Annotated in this window: 14 protein-coding genes; 6 read left to right on the top strand and 8 right to left on the bottom strand. The window is 42.1% G+C overall.

What is annotated here, in order from left to right; genetic code table 11:
- Positions 1-3 precede the first annotated feature (3 nt).
- The gene (gene clpA, locus PSF42_RS02435; protein ID WP_125893230.1) at positions 4-2286 is read left to right on the top strand and encodes an ATP-dependent Clp protease ATP-binding subunit ClpA; all 2283 of its coding nucleotides are present in this window, start codon (positions 4-6) and stop codon (positions 2284-2286) included.
- Between the two features lie 60 nt (positions 2287-2346).
- On the opposite strand, the gene infA is transcribed toward clpA, so the two are convergent.
- From infA to trxB, 5 genes are all read right to left on the bottom strand, one after another.
- Complete coding sequence (gene infA / locus PSF42_RS02430; protein ID WP_004244560.1) at positions 2347-2565, bottom strand: translation initiation factor IF-1; 219 nt, start codon at positions 2563-2565, stop codon at positions 2347-2349.
- 141 nt (positions 2566-2706) lie between these two features.
- Complete coding sequence (gene aat, locus PSF42_RS02425) at positions 2707-3408, bottom strand: leucyl/phenylalanyl-tRNA--protein transferase (protein WP_125893228.1); 702 nt, start codon at positions 3406-3408, stop codon at positions 2707-2709.
- Positions 3409-3415: 7 nt separating this feature from the next.
- On the bottom strand, positions 3416-5158 hold the full coding sequence (gene cydC, locus PSF42_RS02420; RefSeq protein ID WP_272679380.1) for a heme ABC transporter ATP-binding protein/permease CydC: 1743 nt from the start codon (positions 5156-5158) through the stop codon (positions 3416-3418).
- 2 nt (positions 5159-5160) lie between these two features.
- Positions 5161-6927, bottom strand: a complete 1767-nt coding sequence (gene cydD, locus PSF42_RS02415) for a heme ABC transporter permease/ATP-binding protein CydD (protein WP_272679379.1) — start codon at positions 6925-6927, stop codon at positions 5161-5163.
- Positions 6928-7736: 809 nt separating this feature from the next.
- On the bottom strand, positions 7737-8696 hold the full coding sequence (gene trxB / locus PSF42_RS02410; RefSeq protein ID WP_125893222.1) for a thioredoxin-disulfide reductase: 960 nt from the start codon (positions 8694-8696) through the stop codon (positions 7737-7739).
- Between the two features lie 526 nt (positions 8697-9222).
- On the opposite strand from trxB, the gene lrp reads away from it, so the two are divergent.
- The 5 genes from lrp to serS all read left to right on the top strand — a co-directional run bounded on the left by lrp (position 9223) and on the right by serS (position 17319).
- Positions 9223-9717, top strand: a complete 495-nt coding sequence (lrp, locus tag PSF42_RS02405) for a leucine-responsive transcriptional regulator Lrp (RefSeq protein ID WP_004256338.1) — start codon at positions 9223-9225, stop codon at positions 9715-9717.
- 425 nt (positions 9718-10142) lie between these two features.
- Entirely contained in the window at positions 10143-13778 is a 3636-nt protein-coding gene (locus PSF42_RS02400) for a DNA translocase FtsK 4TM domain-containing protein (protein ID WP_272679378.1), read from the top strand.
- An 89-nt stretch (positions 13779-13867) separates the two neighbouring features.
- A complete protein-coding gene (gene lolA, locus PSF42_RS02395) occupies positions 13868-14488 on the top strand; it encodes an outer membrane lipoprotein chaperone LolA (RefSeq protein ID WP_125892472.1) in 621 nt (206 codons plus the stop codon).
- Positions 14489-14574: 86 nt separating this feature from the next.
- Positions 14575-15918 (top strand): replication-associated recombination protein A, encoded by a 1344-nt coding sequence (locus PSF42_RS02390; protein ID WP_125892474.1) that lies wholly within the window; start codon positions 14575-14577, stop codon positions 15916-15918.
- Positions 15919-16026: 108 nt separating this feature from the next.
- Entirely contained in the window at positions 16027-17319 is a 1293-nt protein-coding gene (gene serS, locus PSF42_RS02385; RefSeq protein WP_004256329.1) for a serine--tRNA ligase, read from the top strand.
- Between the two features lie 133 nt (positions 17320-17452).
- Here the strand turns inward: serS and PSF42_RS02380 are convergent, their stop codons facing one another.
- The 3 genes from PSF42_RS02380 to pflB all read right to left on the bottom strand — a co-directional run bounded on the left by PSF42_RS02380 (position 17453) and on the right by pflB (position 21850).
- The gene (locus tag PSF42_RS02380) at positions 17453-18259 is read right to left on the bottom strand and encodes a BPSS1780 family membrane protein (protein ID WP_272679377.1); all 807 of its coding nucleotides are present in this window, start codon (positions 18257-18259) and stop codon (positions 17453-17455) included.
- A gap of 397 nt (positions 18260-18656) precedes the next feature.
- Positions 18657-19445, bottom strand: coding sequence for a pyruvate formate lyase 1-activating protein (gene pflA, locus PSF42_RS02375; RefSeq protein WP_213914554.1), 789 nt, complete (start codon positions 19443-19445; stop codon positions 18657-18659).
- Positions 19446-19567: 122 nt separating this feature from the next.
- Positions 19568-21850, bottom strand: coding sequence for a formate C-acetyltransferase (pflB, locus tag PSF42_RS02370; RefSeq protein ID WP_125892480.1), 2283 nt, complete (start codon positions 21848-21850; stop codon positions 19568-19570).
- Between the last annotated feature and the right edge of the window lie 23 nt (positions 21851-21873).

Here is a 21873-nt window from a genome sequence, read left to right as displayed (position 1 = left end):
CTTATGCTCAATCAAGAACTAGAGCTTAGTTTAAACGTAGCTTTTACGAAAGCGAAAGACAGTCGCCATGAGTTTATGACTGTAGAGCACCTATTGCTGGCGTTACTGAGTAATATCTCTGCGCGCGAAGCTTTAGATGCTTGTAAGGTTGATCTTGTTGCATTACGTCAAGAACTTGAACACTTCATCGCGCAAACTACACCTTTGTTACCCGAAAATGATAGCAGAGACACCCAGCCTACGTTGAGTTTTCAGCGTGTATTACAGCGCGCTGTTTTTCATGTGCAATCCTCTGGGCGCAACGAAGTCAGCGGTGCAAATGTATTAGTGGCGATTTTTAGTGAGCAAGAGTCCCAAGCTGCGTACTTATTACGGAAACATGATGTCAGCCGCTTAGATGTGGTTAATTATATTTCTCATGGCACGATAAAAGGCGAAGAGTCGTCACCAGAACAAGATATCTCCTCTAATAGCGTGCAAAACGAAGAACAGCCGGTCTCTGAAGACCATATGGACAACTTTACGACTAACCTGAACCAACAGGCCAAGAAGGGGAATATCGACCCGCTGGTAGGGCGTCAGGCCGAATTAGAGCGTACGATTCAAGTACTGTGTCGCCGTCGTAAAAATAACCCATTATTAGTTGGTGAATCAGGTGTTGGTAAAACGGCTATTGCCGAAGGGTTAGCGTGGCGTATTGAGCAAGATGACGTACCTGACGTCATGAAAGGCTGCACAATTTATTCATTAGATATTGGCTCATTATTAGCTGGAACCAAATACCGTGGTGATTTTGAAAAACGCTTCAAAGCCTTATTGAAAATGTTGGAAAAAGATCCAAAAAGCATTTTATTTATTGATGAAATACACACGATCATCGGTGCAGGAGCAGCATCTGGTGGGCAAGTTGACGCGGCTAACTTAATTAAGCCATTACTATCAAGCGGGCGCATTCGTGTTATTGGTTCAACAACATACCAAGAATTCGGCAGTATTTTTGAGAAAGACAGAGCGCTGGCGCGTCGTTTCCAGAAAATTGATATTGTAGAGCCAACACCAGAAGAAACAATTCGTATCATCAATGGGTTAAAACCTAAGTATGAAGCGCACCATGATGTGCGTTATACCGCAAAAGCAATTCAAGCAGCGGTAGATTTATCTATTAAATATATCACTGATAGGCATTTGCCAGATAAAGCCATTGACGTGATTGATGAAGCAGGGGCACGAACGCGACTGGTTGCACCGAGTAAGCGTAAAAAAACCATTGGCGTGCCTGAAATTGAAACTGTCGTGGCACGTATCGCTCGCATCCCTGAAAAAACCGTATCTTCCAGCGATAAAGACAAGCTCAAGACACTTGATTCACGTTTGAAAATGTTAGTTTTTGGGCAAGACAAAGCGATAGATTCGTTGTCTGAAGCTATCAAAATGAATCGGGCAGGTCTAGGGTTAGAAAATAAACCGGTGGGCTCTTTCTTATTTGCTGGGCCGACGGGGGTAGGTAAAACCGAAGTGACCGTCCAGTTAGCGAAAGCGTTGGATATCAAATTGCTGCGATTTGATATGTCTGAATATATGGAGCGTCACACGGTTAGCCGCTTAATTGGCGCGCCTCCTGGCTATGTTGGGTTTGATCAGGGTGGCTTACTGACGGATGCCGTTATTAAACACCCGCATTCAGTGGTATTGCTGGATGAAATCGAAAAAGCCCATCCTGATGTGTTTAATATCCTATTGCAGGTCATGGATCACGGTACTTTAACGGATAACAACGGCCGTAAGGCGGATTTCCGTAATGTTGTTGTGGTAATGACAACCAATGCAGGGGTACAAGAAACTCAGCGTCGTTCTATTGGCTTTGCAGAGCAAGATAATAGCACTGATGCGATGTCTGAGATCAAAAAGGCGTTCTCACCAGAGTTTCGTAACCGTCTAGATGGCATCATTTGGTTTAACGCATTAACCCCAGAAATTATTACGCAGGTCGTTGATAAATTTATAGTGGAATTACAAGTACAACTTGATGAAAAGGGTGTATCAATTGAAGTTAGCGCCGCGGCTCGCCGCTGGTTGTGTGAAAAAGGCTATGATAAAGCAATGGGTGCCCGACCTATGGCTCGCACCATTCAGGACAACCTGAAAAAACCATTAGCAAACGAGCTGCTATTTGGTTCATTAACGAATGGTGGCTCTGTAAGTATCGGGCTTGATGAAAAAAGTAACACACTGACATACAACTTCAGTAGCGTGCACAAGGCCTCTCCGGAGGATGCGGTATTCTGACGAATAGACCACAGGTGTATCAATGCACCTGTGGTTGTCAGGCCTTGCCTGAAGAGAATATCAACGGCTACGGAAAATGATTCGGCCTTTGCTCAGGTCATAAGGTGTTAACTCTACAGTTACCTTGTCGCCTGTCAGGATGCGGATATAGTTTTTACGCATTTTTCCAGAAATATGAGCAGTCACCACGTGACCGTTTTCCAGTTCAACACGGAACATTGTGTTTGGCAGGGTATCTAAAACTGTGCCCTGCATTTCAATATTGTCTTCTTTGGCCATCTAATCCTCTAAGTTTAATAACCGTGATTTTTAACGGGCAAGATAATGCCCAAAAACCCACACTAAGTAAAGAAATGTCGCATTTTAACGCGAGCTTTATTTTTACATGAGGGTATAAATTTACTATAAAACCAATATTCGTTACTCGAAAATTGGCGGTATTTCAATCGATTGCGGTAACCAGCAGGCGGGGTCAATCGCTTTGTCACGCCACCGGTAAAGAATATGTAAAAAATCCCTACGGGATATCTCTTTCGCGCCCATCGAGGCAGTATGGTGGTTAAGTACCTGACAATCAAAAAGCTGCCCATTATAGCGCAAAAAATGAAAATAGAATGTAATAAAAGCAAATTTAGATGCATCATTCATTCTGCTAAACATAGATTCCCCACAAAACAGGTGCCCCATGTTCACGCCATACAGGCCTCCAACGAGTTTATCGCCATACCAAGCTTCAATGGAATGCGCCATACCTGCTTGGTGTAGTGCTAAATACCCATCTTGAACTTCGGGTAAAATCCATGTGCCTTCTTGGCGTATAGAACAAGCTGCAATAACTTGCTTGAATGCATGGTTAACAGTAATGCGATAAGTCTGCTTTTTTAAAACTTTCTTCATTGACCGGCTAATATGGAGTTCACCAACCATGAGTACGGCTCTAGGGTCTGGAGACCACCATAAAGGCATCTCTCCAGGATTAAACCAAGGAAAGATACCATCATAATAAGCAGCTTGCAGCCTTTTTGATGAAAGATCTCCGCCAATCGCTAATAAGCCATTGGGCTCCCGCATCGCTTCAGACACAGGAGGGAATAAATAGGAGTCATCATCTAATTGGTACATATATGCCTCAGAGCGGTTGCTGTGCCCAGTGGCGCTGGCGGAACTGATAATATTGGCCTTGCATAGCTAACAGCGCTTTATGGGTACCTTGTTCGATGATTTTACCATTATCCATCACACAAATGTTATCCATTTCCTCTAAGCCCTGCATACGGTGAGTAATGACAATTAATGTCTTATCAGCACATTTTTCTTTGAGTAGCGCTAAAATCTGTTGTTCAGTTTGTGCATCAAGCCCTTCTGTTGGTTCATCCATTAGAATTAATGGTGTGTTATGTAACAGCGCACGAGCAATGCCTAAGCGGCGTTGTTCCCCTCCAGAAAGTTGTCTACCGCCTTCACCCATCCACGCATTAAGCTTTAATTCGTTTTCTAATAAATTACCTAAGCCAACTTGCTGTAATACTTCGTTTAATTCGACATCAGACGCTTGTTCATTGGCGAGTAATAAATTATTGCGTAATGTATCACTAAAGACATGAACCCGTTGTGGCACAACAGACATCATATTACGTAACGATTTTTCGCTAAATTCGTTAATAGGCGTGTCATTTAAGTAAATACTGCCGCTATCGACATCCCAAGCACGGGTTAATAATTGGAGTAGCGTTGATTTACCGCAGCCCGTTTTACCTAATAAAGCAAGGTGTTGGCCTTTATTTAACGTTAAAGACACATTGTGAAGAACAGCAAATGGCTGTTCTGGGTAGGTAAATGAAATATTATCGACAGTCAGTTTTTCTAATGTTGCGATTGATGGACTTTCACTTGGGAAGGTCACCTCAGGTTTCGCGGTCATTAACTGAGAAACGCGGGTCGCAGACGCAATCACTTGCCCCATATGTTGGAAGGCAACAGCAACAGGGCCTAATGCTTCGAAAGCCGCTAGCGCACAGAACACAAATAAAGCAATCAGTGCCCCCGGTTTAGTATCGCCCCCTACATGTTCAGCTGCCATCCAAAGGAGCAGTGTTGCAGTGATCCCAGAGGCAAACAAAATAATGGCTTGAGATAACCCAGTGAGTGCCGCTTGCTGCTGTTGGCGTACTTGCCATTTTTTTTCAATGTTAAGCAAATTTTGGCGAAAACGTTCTGTGGCACTAAATAATGTTAACTCAGCTTGTCCTTGCAGTGCCGAGGTTAAAATAGTGCGATAACTTCCACGTAATTCGGTTAGTTCACGGCCGATGGGTTTGCCAGCACGATAAAATATAAATGGCATGGTAAACAGTAAAAACAGCATGATGCCACCAAGAGTCCACGCAAGACGAGGGTCGAGGTAACTTAAACCAAAAATAAGGACAAAGGTAACAAAAAATGCAGTAATGATCGGCGATAAAACACGTAAATAGAGGTGATCTAGAGTTTCTACGTCAGCGACGAGGCGATTGAGTAACTCCCCTTGACGGAAACGGCTGATACCTCCCGGTGAAAGGGGTAATACTTTACTAAAAGCAAAAACCCGTAAATGAGCAAGTACCTTAAAGGTCGCATCGTGGCTAACTAAGCGTTCTCCATAACGGCCTGCGGTACGAAAAATCGCAGCACCACGGACACCCGCCGCGGGTAACATGTAATTAAAATAGTAAAGACCCGGAAACCCCGCAATTGCGGTTCCAGCTAAAAACCAACCGGAAAGGGTAAGTAAACCAATACTCGCCAGTAAGGTCACAATTGCTAATATGATGCCTAACGTAATTAAAAACCAATGGCGGCGGTAAAGGGCTAAGAAAGGTAATAAAATTTTCATTATCAAAGCTCCTCACTGCGGTGGGCAAGTAACTGGGCAAAAGTGCCTTCTGACTGACTCAATTGTGTGTAATTACCTTGTTGAATGATTTGCCCATTAGCCATTACCCAAATTTGGTCGTAATCAAGGGTTTCTTCCAGTAAATGGGTGACTAAGAGGGTCGTTTGCTGGCTTGATAGCTGGTTAAGTGTCTGCATGACACGTTGCTCACTGTGGGAGTCTAAGCTTGCGGCGGGCTCATCTAAAAGTAGCATACGAGAGGGTTTCAACAGGGTTCGAGCAACGGCAACTCGCTGAGCTTGGCCGACTGAAAGACGGGCAGCATAGTCACCGAGTTTGGTATTTAGGCCATCAGGTAAATGCCCTAAGAATTCGGAAACATAGGCATTATCAATAGCCTGTTGAATTTCTATTTCTGACGCATTTGGTCTACCTAAACAGATATTTTCAACCAATGTTTGTTCTGGCAGGTGGGGGTTTTGCCCAACCCAACCCAGTAATTCACGCCATTTATCAGGGCATAATTCACGAAGTTCAATACCATTTACGGTGATAGAGCCGCGATAAGGTAAAAAACCTAACAATAAATTCAGTAATGAGCTTTTTCCTGCGCCACTTTGACCCACAATGGCAATACGCTGTTGTGGTTCAATATTGAAATCTAACGGCCCAGCAAGGCGCACTCCATCATGGGATAAAATTTCTAATTGTTTAGCCTGAATATAGATAGCATCATCGCTTAGTGTTTGGGTTCCTTGTTGAGTGTTTTGTTCCCCATCACTGTTTAACAATGTTTCGAGTGTTTCAGCGGCACCAACAGCTTGTGCTTTGGCGTGGTAGTACGTACCAAGATCACGCAATGGTTGGAAAAACTCTGGCGAAAGTATCAGTGCAAGAAAACCAGCAAACAGTGTGACAGGCAAACCATAGCTACCAAAGTTCATTTCGCCAAGGTAGGAAAATCCAAAATAGACGGCAACAACAGCAATCGAAATCGACGCAAAAAACTCAAGTACGCCTGAAGACAGAAATGCCATTCTGAGTACTTCCATCGTTCTGGAACGAAAATCCTCTGTTGACTCGCGAATTTGCTTAATTTCTGCTTTTTCACGAAAAAATAACCGTAAGGTATCTAGGCCTCGTAACCTATCAAGAAAACTGCCACTTAAACGGCCTAATGCAATAAAATTACGACGGTTAGCGTCTGCCGCACCTAAGCCGACTAATGCCATAAAAATCGGGATCAGCGGGGCAGTGACAAATAAAATAAGGGCGGCCGCCCAGTTAAATGGGAAAATAGCAATCAGGATCATAATGGGGATGATCCCAGCTAAATACATTTGGGGAAGATAGCGTGAATAGTAATCTTGCATGTCTTCAATTTGTTCAAGAATAATCGTAGCCCAACTCCCCGCAGGCTTACCTTTTACCCACACAGGGCCAAGTTCTTGAAGTTTATCGAGTACCATGGTGCGTATTTCTTGGCGTACAACTTGGCCACAACGAAAGCCAACACGTTCTCGTATATAAGTGACAATTGCGCGTAAGACGAAAACGCAGATCAAAAGCATAAAAGGGGTTAATAGCTGTTCTCGAGGAACGTTATCCATAATCAATGCTTGTAAGATAACAGCTAAGAACCAGGCTTGAGCAATAATCAGTAATCCGCTCAAAATGCCTAGTAACATAGAGATCCGCAACCAGCGCTTGGCAGGGGCACTGTGTTGTTTTAACCAACGTACCAATTCAGTCTGTCTTGATTTATCCATAATGATTTAGTTAGCAGGTGTAGTTTTAATGTCATTGAGTATAGTTAGGAAGTACCAACCTAACGTTGCTTTTACCATGCGTTAATTCAGCTGGGCTGTTTTAAACTGCATGAGAACGATAACTTTTTGATCGAGTCACGCATTGGGTAATTATAAGGAAATCTGCGTTTTTGATCTTACCCATAAATTCGAGTATTAGGCTACATCATAACAGCTTCGTCACCATATGTTGCATAATAAAAGTGGGTTATTTAAAGTGATTTGTGTTTTGTTATCAAATTGTTTTGTAAAGGTAAATTTAATATTTCAGTCGAGATTGATATGTAATAATATTGGGATGTTACTGTATTTTTACTTAATGAAAAGACGGCTTAACAAAGAATGTTAAGCTGCCAGCATTTTTAATTAGAATTAAGAACAGGCTCTATTATTAACCATAATGTTGAGAAAAAATGGCGGATCTTACATGAGTAATTAGGTCGCTTATTGCATAAGGAACAAAAATTGTGAGTAAAATAGTGAGGTATATGGCGGTGCTTAATTGGCTGCGAGGACGATGTCTTGGATCGCGGAAAGTAAGACAGTAATAAAAGAAAAATAACCGCTATGGCATCACGTTCTATGTGTTGCCCATACATTGTATTAATTAATGTTATGCAAAAACAGTATAGGCAGTATTAAAGAAGTTCAGTATAACTTTGCTCTTAAAAATATATGTAAAACTAATAGTTAAGATTGGTATTTAAAATAATAAAATAGGCTTCAAATGATTAAAATTTGAAGCCTATTTAAATCATAGCCATTAATGGTTATTTAGATGCTAAACCATCTAGATAACGTTCGGCATCTAAGGCTGCCATACAACCTGTGCCCGCAGACGTAATTGCTTGGCGGTATATATGGTCCATGACATCACCTGCAGCAAACACACCTTCAACAGAGGTTTGAGTTGCATTACCTTGGGTGCCAGATTGTACTTTAATATAACCGTTATCTAAATCTAGTTGCCCTGCAAAGATGCCTGTATTTGGGCTGTGGCCGATGGCAATAAATGCCCCCATGACAGGGATATCTTCAGTTGTATGTGTTTTAGTACACTCTAAACGCACACCGGTTACGCCCATATCATCACCTAATACTTCATTTAATGTACGGTCTGTATGCAGAATAATATTACCGTTTTCAACTTTATCCATTAAACGATTGATAAGGATTTTTTCTGCACGGAAACTATCACGACGATGAATGAGATGCACTTCTGAAGCGATATTAGAAAGATACAATGCTTCTTCTACCGCTGTGTTTCCACCGCCAACGACAGCGACTTTTTGGTTACGATAGAAAAAACCATCACAGGTTGCACAAGCTGAAACGCCACGGCCTTTGAACGCTTCTTCTGAAGGCAGACCGATATAACGCGCGGAAGCCCCTGTTGCAATAATTAAAGCGTCACAGGTATATTCATTTTCATCGCCAATTAAACGGAAAGGACGTTGTTTTAAGTCCACTTTTTGGATATGGTCAGAAATGATTTCGGTTTCAAATTTTGCTGCGTGCTCATGCATGCGTTCCATAAGCCCTGGACCAGTTAAACCTTCTGGGTCACCAGGCCAGTTTTCAACGTCAGTTGTGGTGGTCAATTGACCGCCTTTTTCCACCCCAGTAATCAAAGCTGGGTTTAAGTTTGCACGTGCGGCATAAACTGCTGCAGTATAGCCCGCAGGGCCAGAACCAAGAATGATTAACTTGCGATGTGTTGTTGTGCTCATGAATTCCTCTTTAATCTAAAAAGCATTTACAAGATTGTAGGAGAAATAAGAGACTAACAAAAGTGGTTTAAGTATAAGTTAGTTTTATTTAGCTTATTTTATCAATAGGTAATGCCGATAAAATGTAACAAAAAGTTACTTGTGTCACGCATCACAATTTTTAGGAATTATCTTGAATTAAGGCTGCGAAACGTTTTACTGGAAAAAAAAGCGAAATCTTGTACTGATTTTTATTCATTTGCTTTGACAATCGGCTGCGCATTTGCGAAAACATCAGTGTAAGAGTTAATTATCTAGCGGATAAATGGAAATGGCGCATTTTTGTTCTTATTGGAAGATTAACTTTACACTACTTACAAATTTAAAAGACAAGTAAAAATTGTGGGTGATACTTACATTCACACTAACTTCAGCATTATGAATAAAATTTGCTCCTGAACACAAATTCCTAAATGAATAAAGGTGGTGGCTAAGGTGCTTATTTTAAGATGTAGAAAATAACAATTAGAGAAAGAGAGATAAAGAGATGATTGACAATAAAAAGCGTCCTGGCAAAGACCTTGACCGTATCGACAGGAATATATTAAACGAGCTACAAAAAGACGGGCGAATTTCTAACGTAGAATTATCTAAACGAGTGGGTCTATCCCCAACACCTTGTTTAGAGCGTGTACGTCGTCTTGAGAGACAAGGATTTATCTCTGGCTATACGGCGTTATTAAACCCACACTACTTAGATGCATCTTTGCTTGTATTTGTTGAGATTACACTCAACCGTGGCGCTGCAGATGTGTTTGAGCAATTCAACACTGCAGTTCAAAAACTGGAAGAAATTCAAGAATGTCACTTAGTTTCTGGTGACTTTGACTACTTGTTGAAAACGCGTGTGCCTGATATGTCCGCATATCGTAAACTTTTAGGTGAAACTCTGTTACGTTTACCAGGCGTGAACGATACTCGCACCTATGTCGTTATGGAAGAAGTTAAACAAAGCAATCGTTTAGTGATCAAAACTCGCTAATTATTGCTTTTTTAACCTCAATTCAGCACAGCATTTCAGCTTTGTTGCCGCACTGCAGTTTCAACGCTGAGTTTACTCAGCGTTGTTCCGTTTTTCTCACCTCATCTGTTGCTTTATCAAAACGCCGTATTTTGTTGTTTAATAGCTTCAATTGGTTGCTATCTAAAACTTTCTATTGTGTTTTACGTCAATTACTTAGCAATTGATAAATTTTATTTCCAATTTATTGATTCTAAAGCTATAAATATTTAGGATTTTTGACGAGAAATAGAAATTGAATCATCATACATTAGATGGAATACTGCATCTTAGTGCTTTGGTGAGGCCCTGATTTCCCTTAGTCGTTGTAAAGCAGGCAGAGTCAGGGGTTTAATGGTAGAATAAATCTAAGTTAGTCAAGAACATCAGTTAGCAAAGAAACAATAATGAGCCAAGAATATACAGAAGATAAACATATCAAATTTAAAAAACTAAGTAGCGGAAGACGGCTATTAGAGGTTATTTTGCTCGCAATATGCTTGAGCGCTCTCTTCTTAATGGTGGCTTTATTGAGCTTCAGCCCTTCAGATCCAAGCTGGTCACAAACGACTTGGAATGCCCCTGTACAGAATCTAGGAGGGAGTGTTGGTTCATGGAGTGCAGATATCCTTTTCTCTGCTTTTGGTATTCTTGCATTTGCAATCCCTCCATTATTGCTTTTAGGGTGTTGGGCGATTTTCCAATATGAAAGTCAACGCCGATATATTGACTTTTTCTCTTTATCATTAAGATTAATTGGTGGGCTAGCACTTATTTTATCCTCTTGTGGTCTCGCGGCTCTCAATTTTGACGACTTGCCTAACTTCGCCTCTGGCGGTGTGATTGGCAGCGTATTTAGTAGTGCAATTATGCCGTGGTTCAATTCATTAGGTGCCACTTTAGCATTACTGTTTTTATGGGCGATAAGCTTTACGCTGTTTACTGGGTGGTCATGGCTTACCATTGCAGAAAAAATTGGTGCTGCCGTTCTTCTCCCGATCACGTTGCTAACAAATCGAGCAAGGGGAGACGATTTAGATGCTTATGATTACGATGTTGAAGAAACTGAAGGGGCTTTACAGCGTGCGCAAGAAGCGGAACACAGAGCCAATGATGATCTAGAACATCTTGATGTAGATGATGTTTTATTTTCCGCCCCCACAGTGACTGAATTAGTCACAGAAGTCGACCCAACCACGGAAAAAGTGACGAGCGAAGCGATTACAGCGCCAGAAAGTCCGATCCCTTCGGTCAATCAAAATGAATTAGAACAAGATCCAGTACCCACTTTCTCGACAGTGGATGAACCGAGTACATATCATTTTGAAGTACCAGAAGATTACCAACCTAAGCTCAGCGCTGGTTTTGACGCAATATCAGAAACAGCGAATGAGCCGTTAGTTCAATCGTCTGCGTATGTTGCACCAGAAGAATCGATGTTTGGTGTTCATCATAATCAACAAACAGAGCCTCAAAAACAGGATAACATCGCTTCTCCAAAGTATTCGAATAATCAGGTAACATCTGTTAATCAAGCGGCGTTTGAACCACAGGCGACATCAGTGCCATCACTTGATCCTTCAAATATCACGCAAAACATTATTCCGTCATCTGTTACTGAAAGGGTTTCTAATCCTGCAGCATTAGCGGCTGCGGGTATTTCAGTCGCGGCACTGGAGCGCCATGCCCAAGTTAAACAAAATATGGAGCCAGAGCTTCCGCGACCTAATCCTGTTCGCTTACCGACGCGTCGTGAATTATATGGCATTCGCATTCCTTCGTTACGTGATGCAGAACTACAACGGCGTGAAGAAGAGGCCTCTAAACGTGAGCAGGTATATCAGCAGTGGTCTACGAGTGAAGTTGACGAACCTGCAATTGATGATGAAGCGCAACAAGACGAATTACTACGAGCGCAGTTTTTAGAACAGCAACGCGAACGTTATGGTGACGTTGATGAAACTGATTATGAGGCACCGTTAAATAGCGGACATTCTAATGAAAACCAATGGCAAAATGAGCCAATGGCAGAAAATAAAGCCAGTGCATTTACGCAGCCAGCGATTGAACATCGCTGGGCGTCGACGTCACCATTATCCAATAATATTCATACTATTCCAGAGCCTGAAGAAGCCCCAACAACTGTGGATAACGGCTATCAGCCGCAGTTTACACAAGCACATTCTTCCCAAGAACAAGACGACTTTGAGCCTAAGATTGATTTAAGCAAAGAGTTCTCTGTACTGGATAGCTTTACCCCTGTTGATGATTTGGTTGACAATGAGCCTGCTGACCCATTATTTATGCCGTCATTTAGTGCGACTTCCGTTCCACCGGAGGTTTCACAAAATAATATTGCAGAAGGGCTTGGCAGCTCACCATCCGTGGCGCAAACTTTTGTGCAGCCACAGCAGCCACAGCAGCCACAGCAGCCACAGCAGCCACAGCAGCCACAGCAGCCACAGCAGCCACAGCAGCCACAGCAGCCACAGCAGCCACAACAAGATAGCTTATTCCACCCGTTCTTAGTGCGTAATGATCAACCATTACCAAAACCTACAACGCCAATGCCATCTCTTGATTTACTGGCTAGTCCACCAGCGCAAGAAGAGCCAGTGGATATGTTCAAACTAGAACAAACAGCAAGGCTGATTGAAGCAAGGCTAAATGATTATCGTGTTAAAGCTGAAGTCGTTGGGTTCTCTCCAGGCCCTGTCATTACTCGGTTTGAACTTGATTTAGCACCAGGAGTAAAAGCAGCGCGGATATCCACATTGTCACGTGACCTTGCTCGTTCATTATCAACCGTAGCAGTACGCGTTGTCGAGGTGATACCAGGTAAACCATATGTGGGTCTTGAACTCCCTAATGAGAAACGGCAAACCGTTTATTTAAGTGAAGTTTTAGATTGCGATGACTTCCGTAAAAATTCGTCTCCACTGACAATCGTGCTAGGCAAAGATATTGAAGGCGACCCCGTCGTTGCTGATTTAGCGAAAATGCCACATTTACTCGTTGCGGGGACAACAGGCTCTGGTAAGTCTGTTGGGGTGAATGCGATGATCCTCAGTATCTTGTATAAAGCGAAACCTGAAGATGTCCGCTTTATCATGATTGACCCAAAAATGCTCGAATTATCCATTTATGAAGGTATCCCACATCTATTGACGGAAGTGGTTACTGACATGAAAGACGCAGCAAATGCCTTGCGTTGGTGTGTGAATGAAATGGAACGTCGTTATAAATTGATGTCTGCGTTAGGGGTACGTAACCTCGCGGGTTATAACGAGCGCATCAAAGCGGCAGAAGAAATGGGGCGGCCAATCCCTGATCCACATTGGAAACCCGGAGATAGCATGGATGTCGAACATCCAATGTTGAAAAAAGAACCTTACATTGTCGTCATGGTCGATGAGTTCGCTGATTTGATGATGACAGCGGGTAAAAAAGTGGAAGAGTTAATTGCACGATTAGCACAAAAAGCGCGTGCAGCAGGTATTCACTTGGTATTGGCAACTCAACGGCCATCGGTTGATATTATTACAGGGTTAATCAAAGCAAATATTCCAACGCGAATTGCTTTTACGGTATCCAGTAAGATTGACTCACGCACGATCCTTGACCAAGGCGGCGCGGAGTCTTTACTTGGTATGGGGGATATGCTGTATTTGCCACCTAACTCTTCAATACCTGTGCGGGTACACGGTGCTTTTGTTCGTGACCAAGAGGTTCATGCGGTTGTGAATGATTGGAAAGCTCGCGGTAAACCACAATATATTGATAGCATTACCACCTGTAGCGATGATAGCGAAGGTGGTGGTTACGATAGTGGCGGCGAAGAGCTCGACCCACTATTCGACCAAGCAGTTGAATTTGTTGTTGAGAAACAACGCGTTTCCATTTCTGGGGTCCAACGTCAATTCAGGATAGGCTATAACCGAGCTGCAAGAATTGTTGAGCAAATGGAAATCCAAGGTATTGTCAGTGAGCAAGGGCACAATGGTAACCGTGAAGTTCTTGCACCTCCGTCAATGGGACATTAATAATTTTAGTGTGCTAATTGCTGGTTTAATTTAAGGGGTGTATAAAGACGTAACACCTCTTATGGTAATAATTTTAAGGTCTTTCATCGATGAAAAAAATGATGTTATTGGGTGCGTTAGCCCTGAGTTTACATATTGGCCAAGTATTTGCGGACGCAAGCCAAGACCTTCAAGAACGTTTAAATAAGGTCAATAGCTTTCAAGCTAGCTTCTCACAAAAGGTGACAAGCCCTGAAGGTGATTTGATTCAAGAAGGTGTTGGGGATTTATGGCTTGAGCGGCCAAATTTATTTAATTGGAACATGACATCACCGGATGAAAGTGTACTTGTGTCAGATGGAAAAAACTTGTGGTTTTATAACCCGTTCGTAGAACAAGTGACCGTGACTAACTTAGCGGATGCCACGCAGGATACGCCATTTTTACTGATTACGCGTAACGACCCGAAAGATTGGAAACAGTACTCAATCATTCAGCAGGGAAATACGTTTGATTTGAAACCAAAGCAAACTAGTGGAACTTTAAAGCGTTTTTCGATTACGGTTTCTCCCGAAGGGACGATTGAGCAATTTTCAGCAGTTGAGCAAGATGGCCAAACGAGTGCTTACCAATTAAAAGAGCAGAAAAATGGTCGCGTTGATGCAAGTAAATTCAAATTTACAGTACCAAAAGGCGTCACTTTAGATGACCAGCGCTCAAACGCAAAATAAGCTTGATTAGAGAAAATATTAGCCAGTAACAGTCGTGCTTGCTGGCTAATAAATAAGATATTTTAAGTGGTAAAAAAGAGGATATAGTGGGTAACCTGTCTCTTGATTTTTCGCAGAATGAATTTCAACCTTTAGCAGCAAGAATGCGGCCTGAAACCCTTGAGCAATATATTGGGCAAAAGCATTTATTGGCAGAGGGGAAACCGTTGCCACGTGCGATTAAAGCGGGTCATCTGCACTCCATGATTTTATGGGGACCGCCAGGAACAGGTAAAACAACGCTTGCTGAAATTATTGGTCATTATGCACAAGCCGATATTGAACGTATTTCAGCAGTCACCTCTGGTATTAAAGAGATTCGAGAATCTATTGAAAAAGCTCGGCAAAATCGTAGTGCAGGGCGAAGAACCATTTTATTTGTGGATGAGGTTCATCGTTTTAATAAAAGCCAGCAAGATGCATTTTTACCGCATATAGAAGATGGCACGATCACCTTTATAGGTGCGACAACAGAAAACCCATCATTTGAATTAAACTCTGCATTGTTATCACGTGCTAGGGTGTATTTGCTTAAATCTCTTGAAGAGAATGATATTGAACAGGTATTGTTGCAAGCACTGGCTGACGCCTCTCGTGGCCTTGGTGGGCAAAATATTGTTCTACCCGATAGCACACGTAAAATGGTCGCTCAGTTGGTTAATGGGGATGCTAGGCGTTCATTAAATCTGCTGGAAATGATGGCGGATATGGCCGAAGCCGACACTCAAGGGCAGCGCGTTTTAACCACGGATTTATTAAAAGAGGTTAGTGGTGAGCGTACAGCTCGGTTTGATAACAAAGGCGACCGCTATTACGACTTAATTTCTGCTTTGCATAAGTCTATTAGGGGCTCAGCACCAGATGCCGCACTGTACTGGTTTGCAAGGATCATCACTGCGGGGGGGGACCCACTGTATGTTGCTCGCCGATTGCTTGCCATTGCATCAGAAGATGTGGGGAATGCAGATCCCCGGGCGATGCAAGTGGCTATTTCAGCGTGGGATTGTTTTACGCGAGTAGGGCCCGCGGAGGGCGAGAGGGCGATTGCTCAAGCCATTGTTTATTTAGCTTGTGCGCCGAAAAGTAACGCTGTGTATACCGCCTATAAAGCAGCGATTAAAGATGCACAAATGCAGCCAGATTACGATGTGCCGGAACATCTTCGAAATGCCCCAACTAAACTATTAAAAGAGATGGGGGCAGGGAAAGAATATCGCTATGCGCATGATGAACCCAACGCTTATGCGGCAGGGGAAAACTATTTCCCTGAAGCGATGCAAACAACACGTTATTATTACCCGACAAAACGGGGTCAAGAAAGCAAGTTTGCTGAAAAACTAGACTGGTTAGCCCAACAGGATCAAATTAGCACCACAAAACGCTATCGCTAAACTGGGCAATGCGGTAAGGTTATATAGCGAAATACTTTATTTTATTTGTCGTGCTGGAATGCACCTCAAAAAGTATCATTAATTACTCACAATAATCACAGGATAAGCATGCTCGATCCCAATTTACTGCGTACGGAGCTAGACGCGGTTGCTGAAAAACTGGCTCGCAGGGGTTTTACCCTTGATGTGGAAAAGCTGCGTGAATTAGAAGAACGCCGCAAAGTTTTACAAGTTGAAACTGAAACCCTGCAAGCAGACCGTAACTCGCGATCGAAAACCATTGGTGCGGCGAAGGCACGTGGTGAAGATATCGAACCATTACGTCTGGAAGTTAACCAATTAGGCGAAAAATTGGATTCTGCAAAAGCGGAGTTAGATAAGCTGCAACAAGAAATCCGTGATATTGCTTTAAGTATCCCGAATATTCCTGATGACCAAGTGCCTGATGGTAAAGATGATTCTGACAACGTTGAGGTTGCACGTTGGGGTGAACCTCGTCAGTATGATTTCGAAGTTAAAGACCATGTCAGTCTTGGCGAATTATCTGGTGGCTTAGACTTTCCAGCTGCGGTAAAACTGACAGGTGCACGTTTTGTTGTTATGAAAGGGCAAATTGCTCGCATGCACCGTGCATTGGCACAATTCATGCTTGATTTGCATACTGAACAACATGGTTACCAAGAGTTGTATGTTCCGTATTTAGTCAACCATGACACGCTGTACGGAACTGGCCAATTACCAAAGTTTGGTGAAGATTTATTTCATACTAAACCACTGGAAGAAGAAGCTGACAGCAGTACTTATGCGTTGATCCCAACCGCTGAAGTACCTGTGACTAACTTGGTTCGTGATGAAATTTTAGATGAAGATTCACTTCCTCTGAAAATGACGGCACATACGCCTTGCTTCCGTTCTGAAGCGGGATCTTATGGTCGTGATACACGCGGTTTGATCCGTATGCATCAATTTGACAAAGTTGAGTTAGTGCAAATTGTTCATCCAGAAAAATCTATGGATGCACTGGAAGAGCTAACAGGCCATGCTGAAAAAGTGTTGCAATTACTGAACTTACCTTATCGTAAAGTCATTTTATGCACCGGTGATATTGGCTTTGGTTCACGTAAAACTTATGACTTAGAAGTGTGGTTACCAGCGCAAAATACATATCGTGAAATTTCATCTTGTTCAAACATGTGGGATTTCCAAGCACGACGTATGCAAGCACGCTTCCGCGGTAAGAGTGATAAGAAAACACAACTTGTTCATACTCTGAATGGTTCTGGTTTAGCCGTTGGTCGTACATTGGTGGCGATTTTAGAAAACTACCAATTAGCTGATGGCCGTATTGAAGTTCCAGAAGTATTGCGCCCATACATGAAAGGGTTAGAGTTTATCGGTTAATTACTCATTAACCTAAATATAGACCGCGGCTAGTGATAGCTGCGGTTTTTTTTAACTTATTAAATAACGTAATAAAAAAAGGAAAGCATTTGCTTTCCCTTTGAGAATGACAGAATAACAGCGTTATTCGAACCTATTTTACTTGTGAGAAAAACAGGCTACGGTAGCTGCTGTAATAGCAAACATACATAATTGGCATAGAAACTAATAAACCTAAACCTAATGGAATAACTGAAATTATCATTAAGATAGAGATAACGATAAAGAACAGAATACCTGGCAGGATGTTTTTCTTAACGGCTTGTAAGCTTGCAGAAATTGCAGCGCCAACAGTGAAATCATGGTTCATCACTAATGCAGGAGCAAACCAAGTTAAGGCTGTACCCACTAATGCTGCAACGGCCATTATGATGATTGCAAAGAAGAATGTACCTGAAGAGGCAAGGATAGCTGCATCAGATGGTGAACCATATTGGTTGCTTTCCATCAGTAAACCGAACATTGCAGAACCACCGATAATAAATGCGATGATCATTCCTACTAAGTTAGCAGCAAAGTTGATGGCTCCAACGGCAAATAGGGTACCAAATTTATTTTGGAAGCCCGCAAATAATAAGCCGATTTCTGCTTGGCCTGTTTTACGTTGATTTTCACTGATAGCAATAATACCACCGATAAAAATAGGTGTAATAAATGTAATTAATAAATTTAAGAATGGGATCATTGAAATGATAAAGATCACAGCAAACAGAACAATGTTAATCAAGATCCACATTCCCAGTTTTTCTTTAACGAGAGACCATGATTGGCTGATCCAGTTAACACCTTCGCCTGCATCTACTGCACGCGGTTCTGCGTGAAAAACAAATGTATCAGCTTGAGTTTGCGCATTAATTGTAGGTGCAGGGTTGTTATCTGCACTGAAGTTTTCATTATTCATAATAAAAAAGGAACCTGTTAGTCGTAGTGAATTAGCGATTAATTATTATTAATAAGTTTTTTGAGCTTATACTCATTCTTGTAACTTATCGGCGGTAGTATGCAGATAAGTTAGCTTATTATAAAGCAGACTATTCTGGTAAGGTATTTTTGATTAAAATTTTCTTGTATAAAATATTTTTATCGTGATAAGACAATTATCTATATACTTTTTAGTTTGCTTGCTCAATCTTGCTGTACATATAATTAATATCAGCAAGAATTATTAGAACATAAATATAAAAATATTCAGTTAGCTGGTATTGGGCTGGTAGGATATAAAAAGGCAGTTACTCAGATAATTGGCTATTTAGCACTGTTCAAATAAAGCTGAGGCTCTATAAAGAGCCTCAGATTGGTTAGTACATCACTTTATGACCATAACTTTCTAGAATACTTTTAACTCGTTCCATCACTTCTTTTGATGGTGGTCTAACGCCATCTAGTTTGTATTCTTCACCCATGGTTTCCCATTTGTGTTTACCGAGTTCGTGGTAGGGCAGTAATTCGATTTTTTCGATATTGCTCATATCTTTGGTAAATTCGCCCAGTAAATGTACCGAATGGTCGTCATCACTCCAACCCGGCACGACAACATAGCGTACCCAAGTTTTCTGGTTGCGTTTGGCAAGGTAACGAGCAAATTCCAAAGTACGATGGTTAGAAACACCCACTAATTTTTGATGAATTTCATCATCGATTTGCTTTAAATCTAACATCACTAAGTCAGTGACATCCATCAGTTCATCAATCACTGGGTCGTAGCGGCGCACGAATCCATTGGTATCAAGGCAAGTATGAATATTTTCTTTTTTACAGGCACGGAACCAGTCACGTACAAATTCAGCTTGTAAGATAGCTTCTCCGCCTGAGGCGGTAACACCACCACCTGTAGCATTCATAAAATGGCGATAGGTAACGGCCTCTTTCATTAATTCTTCGACGGTAACGATGTTGCCACCGTGAGTGTCCCAAGTATCGCGATTATGGCAATAGAGGCAGCGCATTAAACAACCTTGGAAAAATACAATGAAACGGATCCCAGGACCATCGACCGTTCCGCATGATTCAAATGAATGAATACGGCCGAGGGTTGCAGGCACTTCAGTTTTAGTGATATCAGTTGTTGTAATTGTATTGGCAGACATAGCAGGTACTCCAAAATATCCGTCATACCGCAAACTGTAGAGCAAAAATATCGTTGCTGGTATAGATAAAAAGACCCCGTAAAGCGGGGTCTTTAATTTACTTTATTTTAATGAGCTAATTATTACATTGTACTGGTGAAAGTACGAGTAATAACGTCTTGCTGTTGTTCTTTCGTCAGTGAGTTGAAACGTACAGCATAACCCGATACACGGATAGTCAATTGTGGGTATTTTTCTGGGTTTTCCATTGCATCTAGCAGCATTTCACGGTTCATAACGTTAACGTTCAGGTGCTGGCCGCCTTCGATAGACGCTTCGTGGTGGAAGTAACCATCCATCAGACCTGCTAAGTTAGTTTTACGAACATCATCATCTTTACCTAACGCATTTGGTACGATAGAGAAAGTATAAGAAATACCATCTTTCGCGTAAGCAAACGGCAGTTTAGCAACCGAAGTCAGTGAAGCTACTGCACCTTTTTGGTCACGACCGTGCATTGGGTTTGCACCTGGTCCGAATGGCGCACCTGCACGACGACCATCTGGTGTATTACCTGTTTTCTTACCATACACAACGTTAGATGTGATGGTCAGGATTGACTGAGTTGGTACCGCGTTACGGTAAGTAGGCAGTTTCTGAATTTTCTTCATGAAACGTTCAACTAAGTCGCACGCGATATCATCTACACGTGAATCGTTGTTACCAAATTGTGGATATTCACCTTCGATTTCGAAGTCGATAGCGATACCGTCTTCATCACGAATTGGTTTAACTTTCGCATATTTGATTGCAGACAGTGAGTCAGCAGCAACAGATAGACCCGCAATACCACAAGCCATGGTGCGATAAACATCACGGTCATGCAGTGCCATCAGAGAAGCTTCATAGCTGTATTTATCATGCATAAAGTGGATGCAGTTCAGTGCAGTGACATACTGAGTTGCTAACCAATCCATGAAGTGGTCCATTTGGTTCATCACAGTATCGAAATCTAAGACTTCGTCCATGATTGGCGCATGTTTAGGACCTACTTGCATTTTCAGTTTTTCATCAACACCACCGTTGATGGTATACAGCATGGTTTTCGCTAAGTTTGCGCGAGCACCGAAGAACTGCATTTGTTTACCAACAATCATTGGGCTAACGCAACATGCGATTGCATAATCATCGTTATCGAAGTCTGGACGCATCAAGTCATCGTTTTCATACTGAACTGATGAGGTATCGATAGACACTTTTGCCGCGAATTTTTTGAAATTCATTGGCAGTTTTTCTGACCACAGGATAGTCATGTTTGGCTCAGGAGATGGGCCCATGGTATACAGTGTGTTCAGGAAACGGAATGTGCTTTTCGTTACTAGAGTACGGCCATCAAGGCCCATACCTGCTAATGATTCAGTTGCCCAGATTGGGTCACCAGAGAACAGCTCATCGTATTCAGGTGTACGTAAGAAACGTACCATACGCAGTTTCATGACCAAGTGGTCAATTAACTCTTGCGCTTGTTGTTCGGTGATTTTACCTGCTTCTAAGTCACGTTGGATATACACGTCTAAGAAGGTAGAAACACGACCAAATGACATTGCAGCACCGTTTTGTGATTTAACTGCGGCTAAGTAGCCGAAGTAAGTCCACTGTACTGCTTCTTGTGCATTTGTTGCTGGTGCAGAAATATCATAACCGTATTTTGCAGCCATTTCTTTCATTTGACCCAATGCACGGTGCTGTTCAGCAATTTCTTCGCGCAGTTGGATAGTCATTTGCAGGTCTTCACCTTTTTCTAATCTTTCTTGCAAAGAGGTGAATTGGTTAAATTTGTCTTTCATCAGGTAATCAATACCGTACAGTGCAACACGACGGTAGTCACCGATGATACGACCACGACCATATGCATCAGGCAGACCTGTTAAGATACCTGATTTACGGCATTTTAAGATGTCTGGCGTATAAACGTCGAAAACACCTTGGTTGTGAGTTTTACGGTATTCAGTGAAGATTTTTTTGATTGTTGGATCTAAAGTACGGTCGTATGCTTTGCATGAGCCTTCAACCATTTTGATACCACCGAACGGGATAAGACCACGTTTCAAAGGTGCGTCAGTTTGTAAACCAACAATTTTTTCTAATTCTTTAGTAATGTAACCTGCATCATGGGAAGTGATGGTTGAAGCGACATCTGTGTCAAAATCAACAGGCGCATGGGTGCGGTTCTCGATTTTGATCCCTTCCATGACTTTATCCCACAACGTGTCAGTTGCTGGAGTAGAGCCTGCTAAGAAAGATTCATCACCTTCATATGGAGTATAGTTTTTCTGGATGAAGTCACGTACGTTGACGTTATTCTGCCAGTCACCTTGGTTAAAACCTTGCCATGCTAAAGCGAATTTTTCATTTAACTCGGACATGATACTTTTACCTTTTAACAATG

This window comes from Providencia sp. PROV032, from assembly GCF_028484875.1.
Lineage (GTDB): Bacteria > Pseudomonadota > Gammaproteobacteria > Enterobacterales > Enterobacteriaceae > Providencia > Providencia rettgeri_E.
This window is presented reverse-complemented; position numbering and strand designations above follow the sequence as displayed.

Coding starts and splice junctions, on each gene's coding strand:
- pflA (WP_213914554.1), bottom strand. CDS start 19,445: ATGTCTGCCAATACAATTACAACAACTGATATCACTAAAACTGAAGTG.
- infA (WP_004244560.1), bottom strand. CDS start 2,565: ATGGCCAAAGAAGACAATATTGAAATGCAGGGCACAGTTTTAGATACC.
- PSF42_RS02400 (WP_272679378.1), top strand. CDS start 10,143: ATGAGCCAAGAATATACAGAAGATAAACATATCAAATTTAAAAAACTA.
- PSF42_RS02380 (WP_272679377.1), bottom strand. CDS start 18,259: ATGAATAATGAAAACTTCAGTGCAGATAACAACCCTGCACCTACAATT.
- cydD (WP_272679379.1), bottom strand. CDS start 6,927: ATGGATAAATCAAGACAGACTGAATTGGTACGTTGGTTAAAACAACAC.
- serS (WP_004256329.1), top strand. CDS start 16,027: ATGCTCGATCCCAATTTACTGCGTACGGAGCTAGACGCGGTTGCTGAA.
- lolA (WP_125892472.1), top strand. CDS start 13,868: ATGAAAAAAATGATGTTATTGGGTGCGTTAGCCCTGAGTTTACATATT.
- clpA (WP_125893230.1), top strand. CDS start 4: ATGCTCAATCAAGAACTAGAGCTTAGTTTAAACGTAGCTTTTACGAAA.
- pflB (WP_125892480.1), bottom strand. CDS start 21,850: ATGTCCGAGTTAAATGAAAAATTCGCTTTAGCATGGCAAGGTTTTAAC.
- aat (WP_125893228.1), bottom strand. CDS start 3,408: ATGTACCAATTAGATGATGACTCCTATTTATTCCCTCCTGTGTCTGAA.
- trxB (WP_125893222.1), bottom strand. CDS start 8,696: ATGAGCACAACAACACATCGCAAGTTAATCATTCTTGGTTCTGGCCCT.
- lrp (WP_004256338.1), top strand. CDS start 9,223: ATGATTGACAATAAAAAGCGTCCTGGCAAAGACCTTGACCGTATCGAC.
- cydC (WP_272679380.1), bottom strand. CDS start 5,158: ATGAAAATTTTATTACCTTTCTTAGCCCTTTACCGCCGCCATTGGTTT.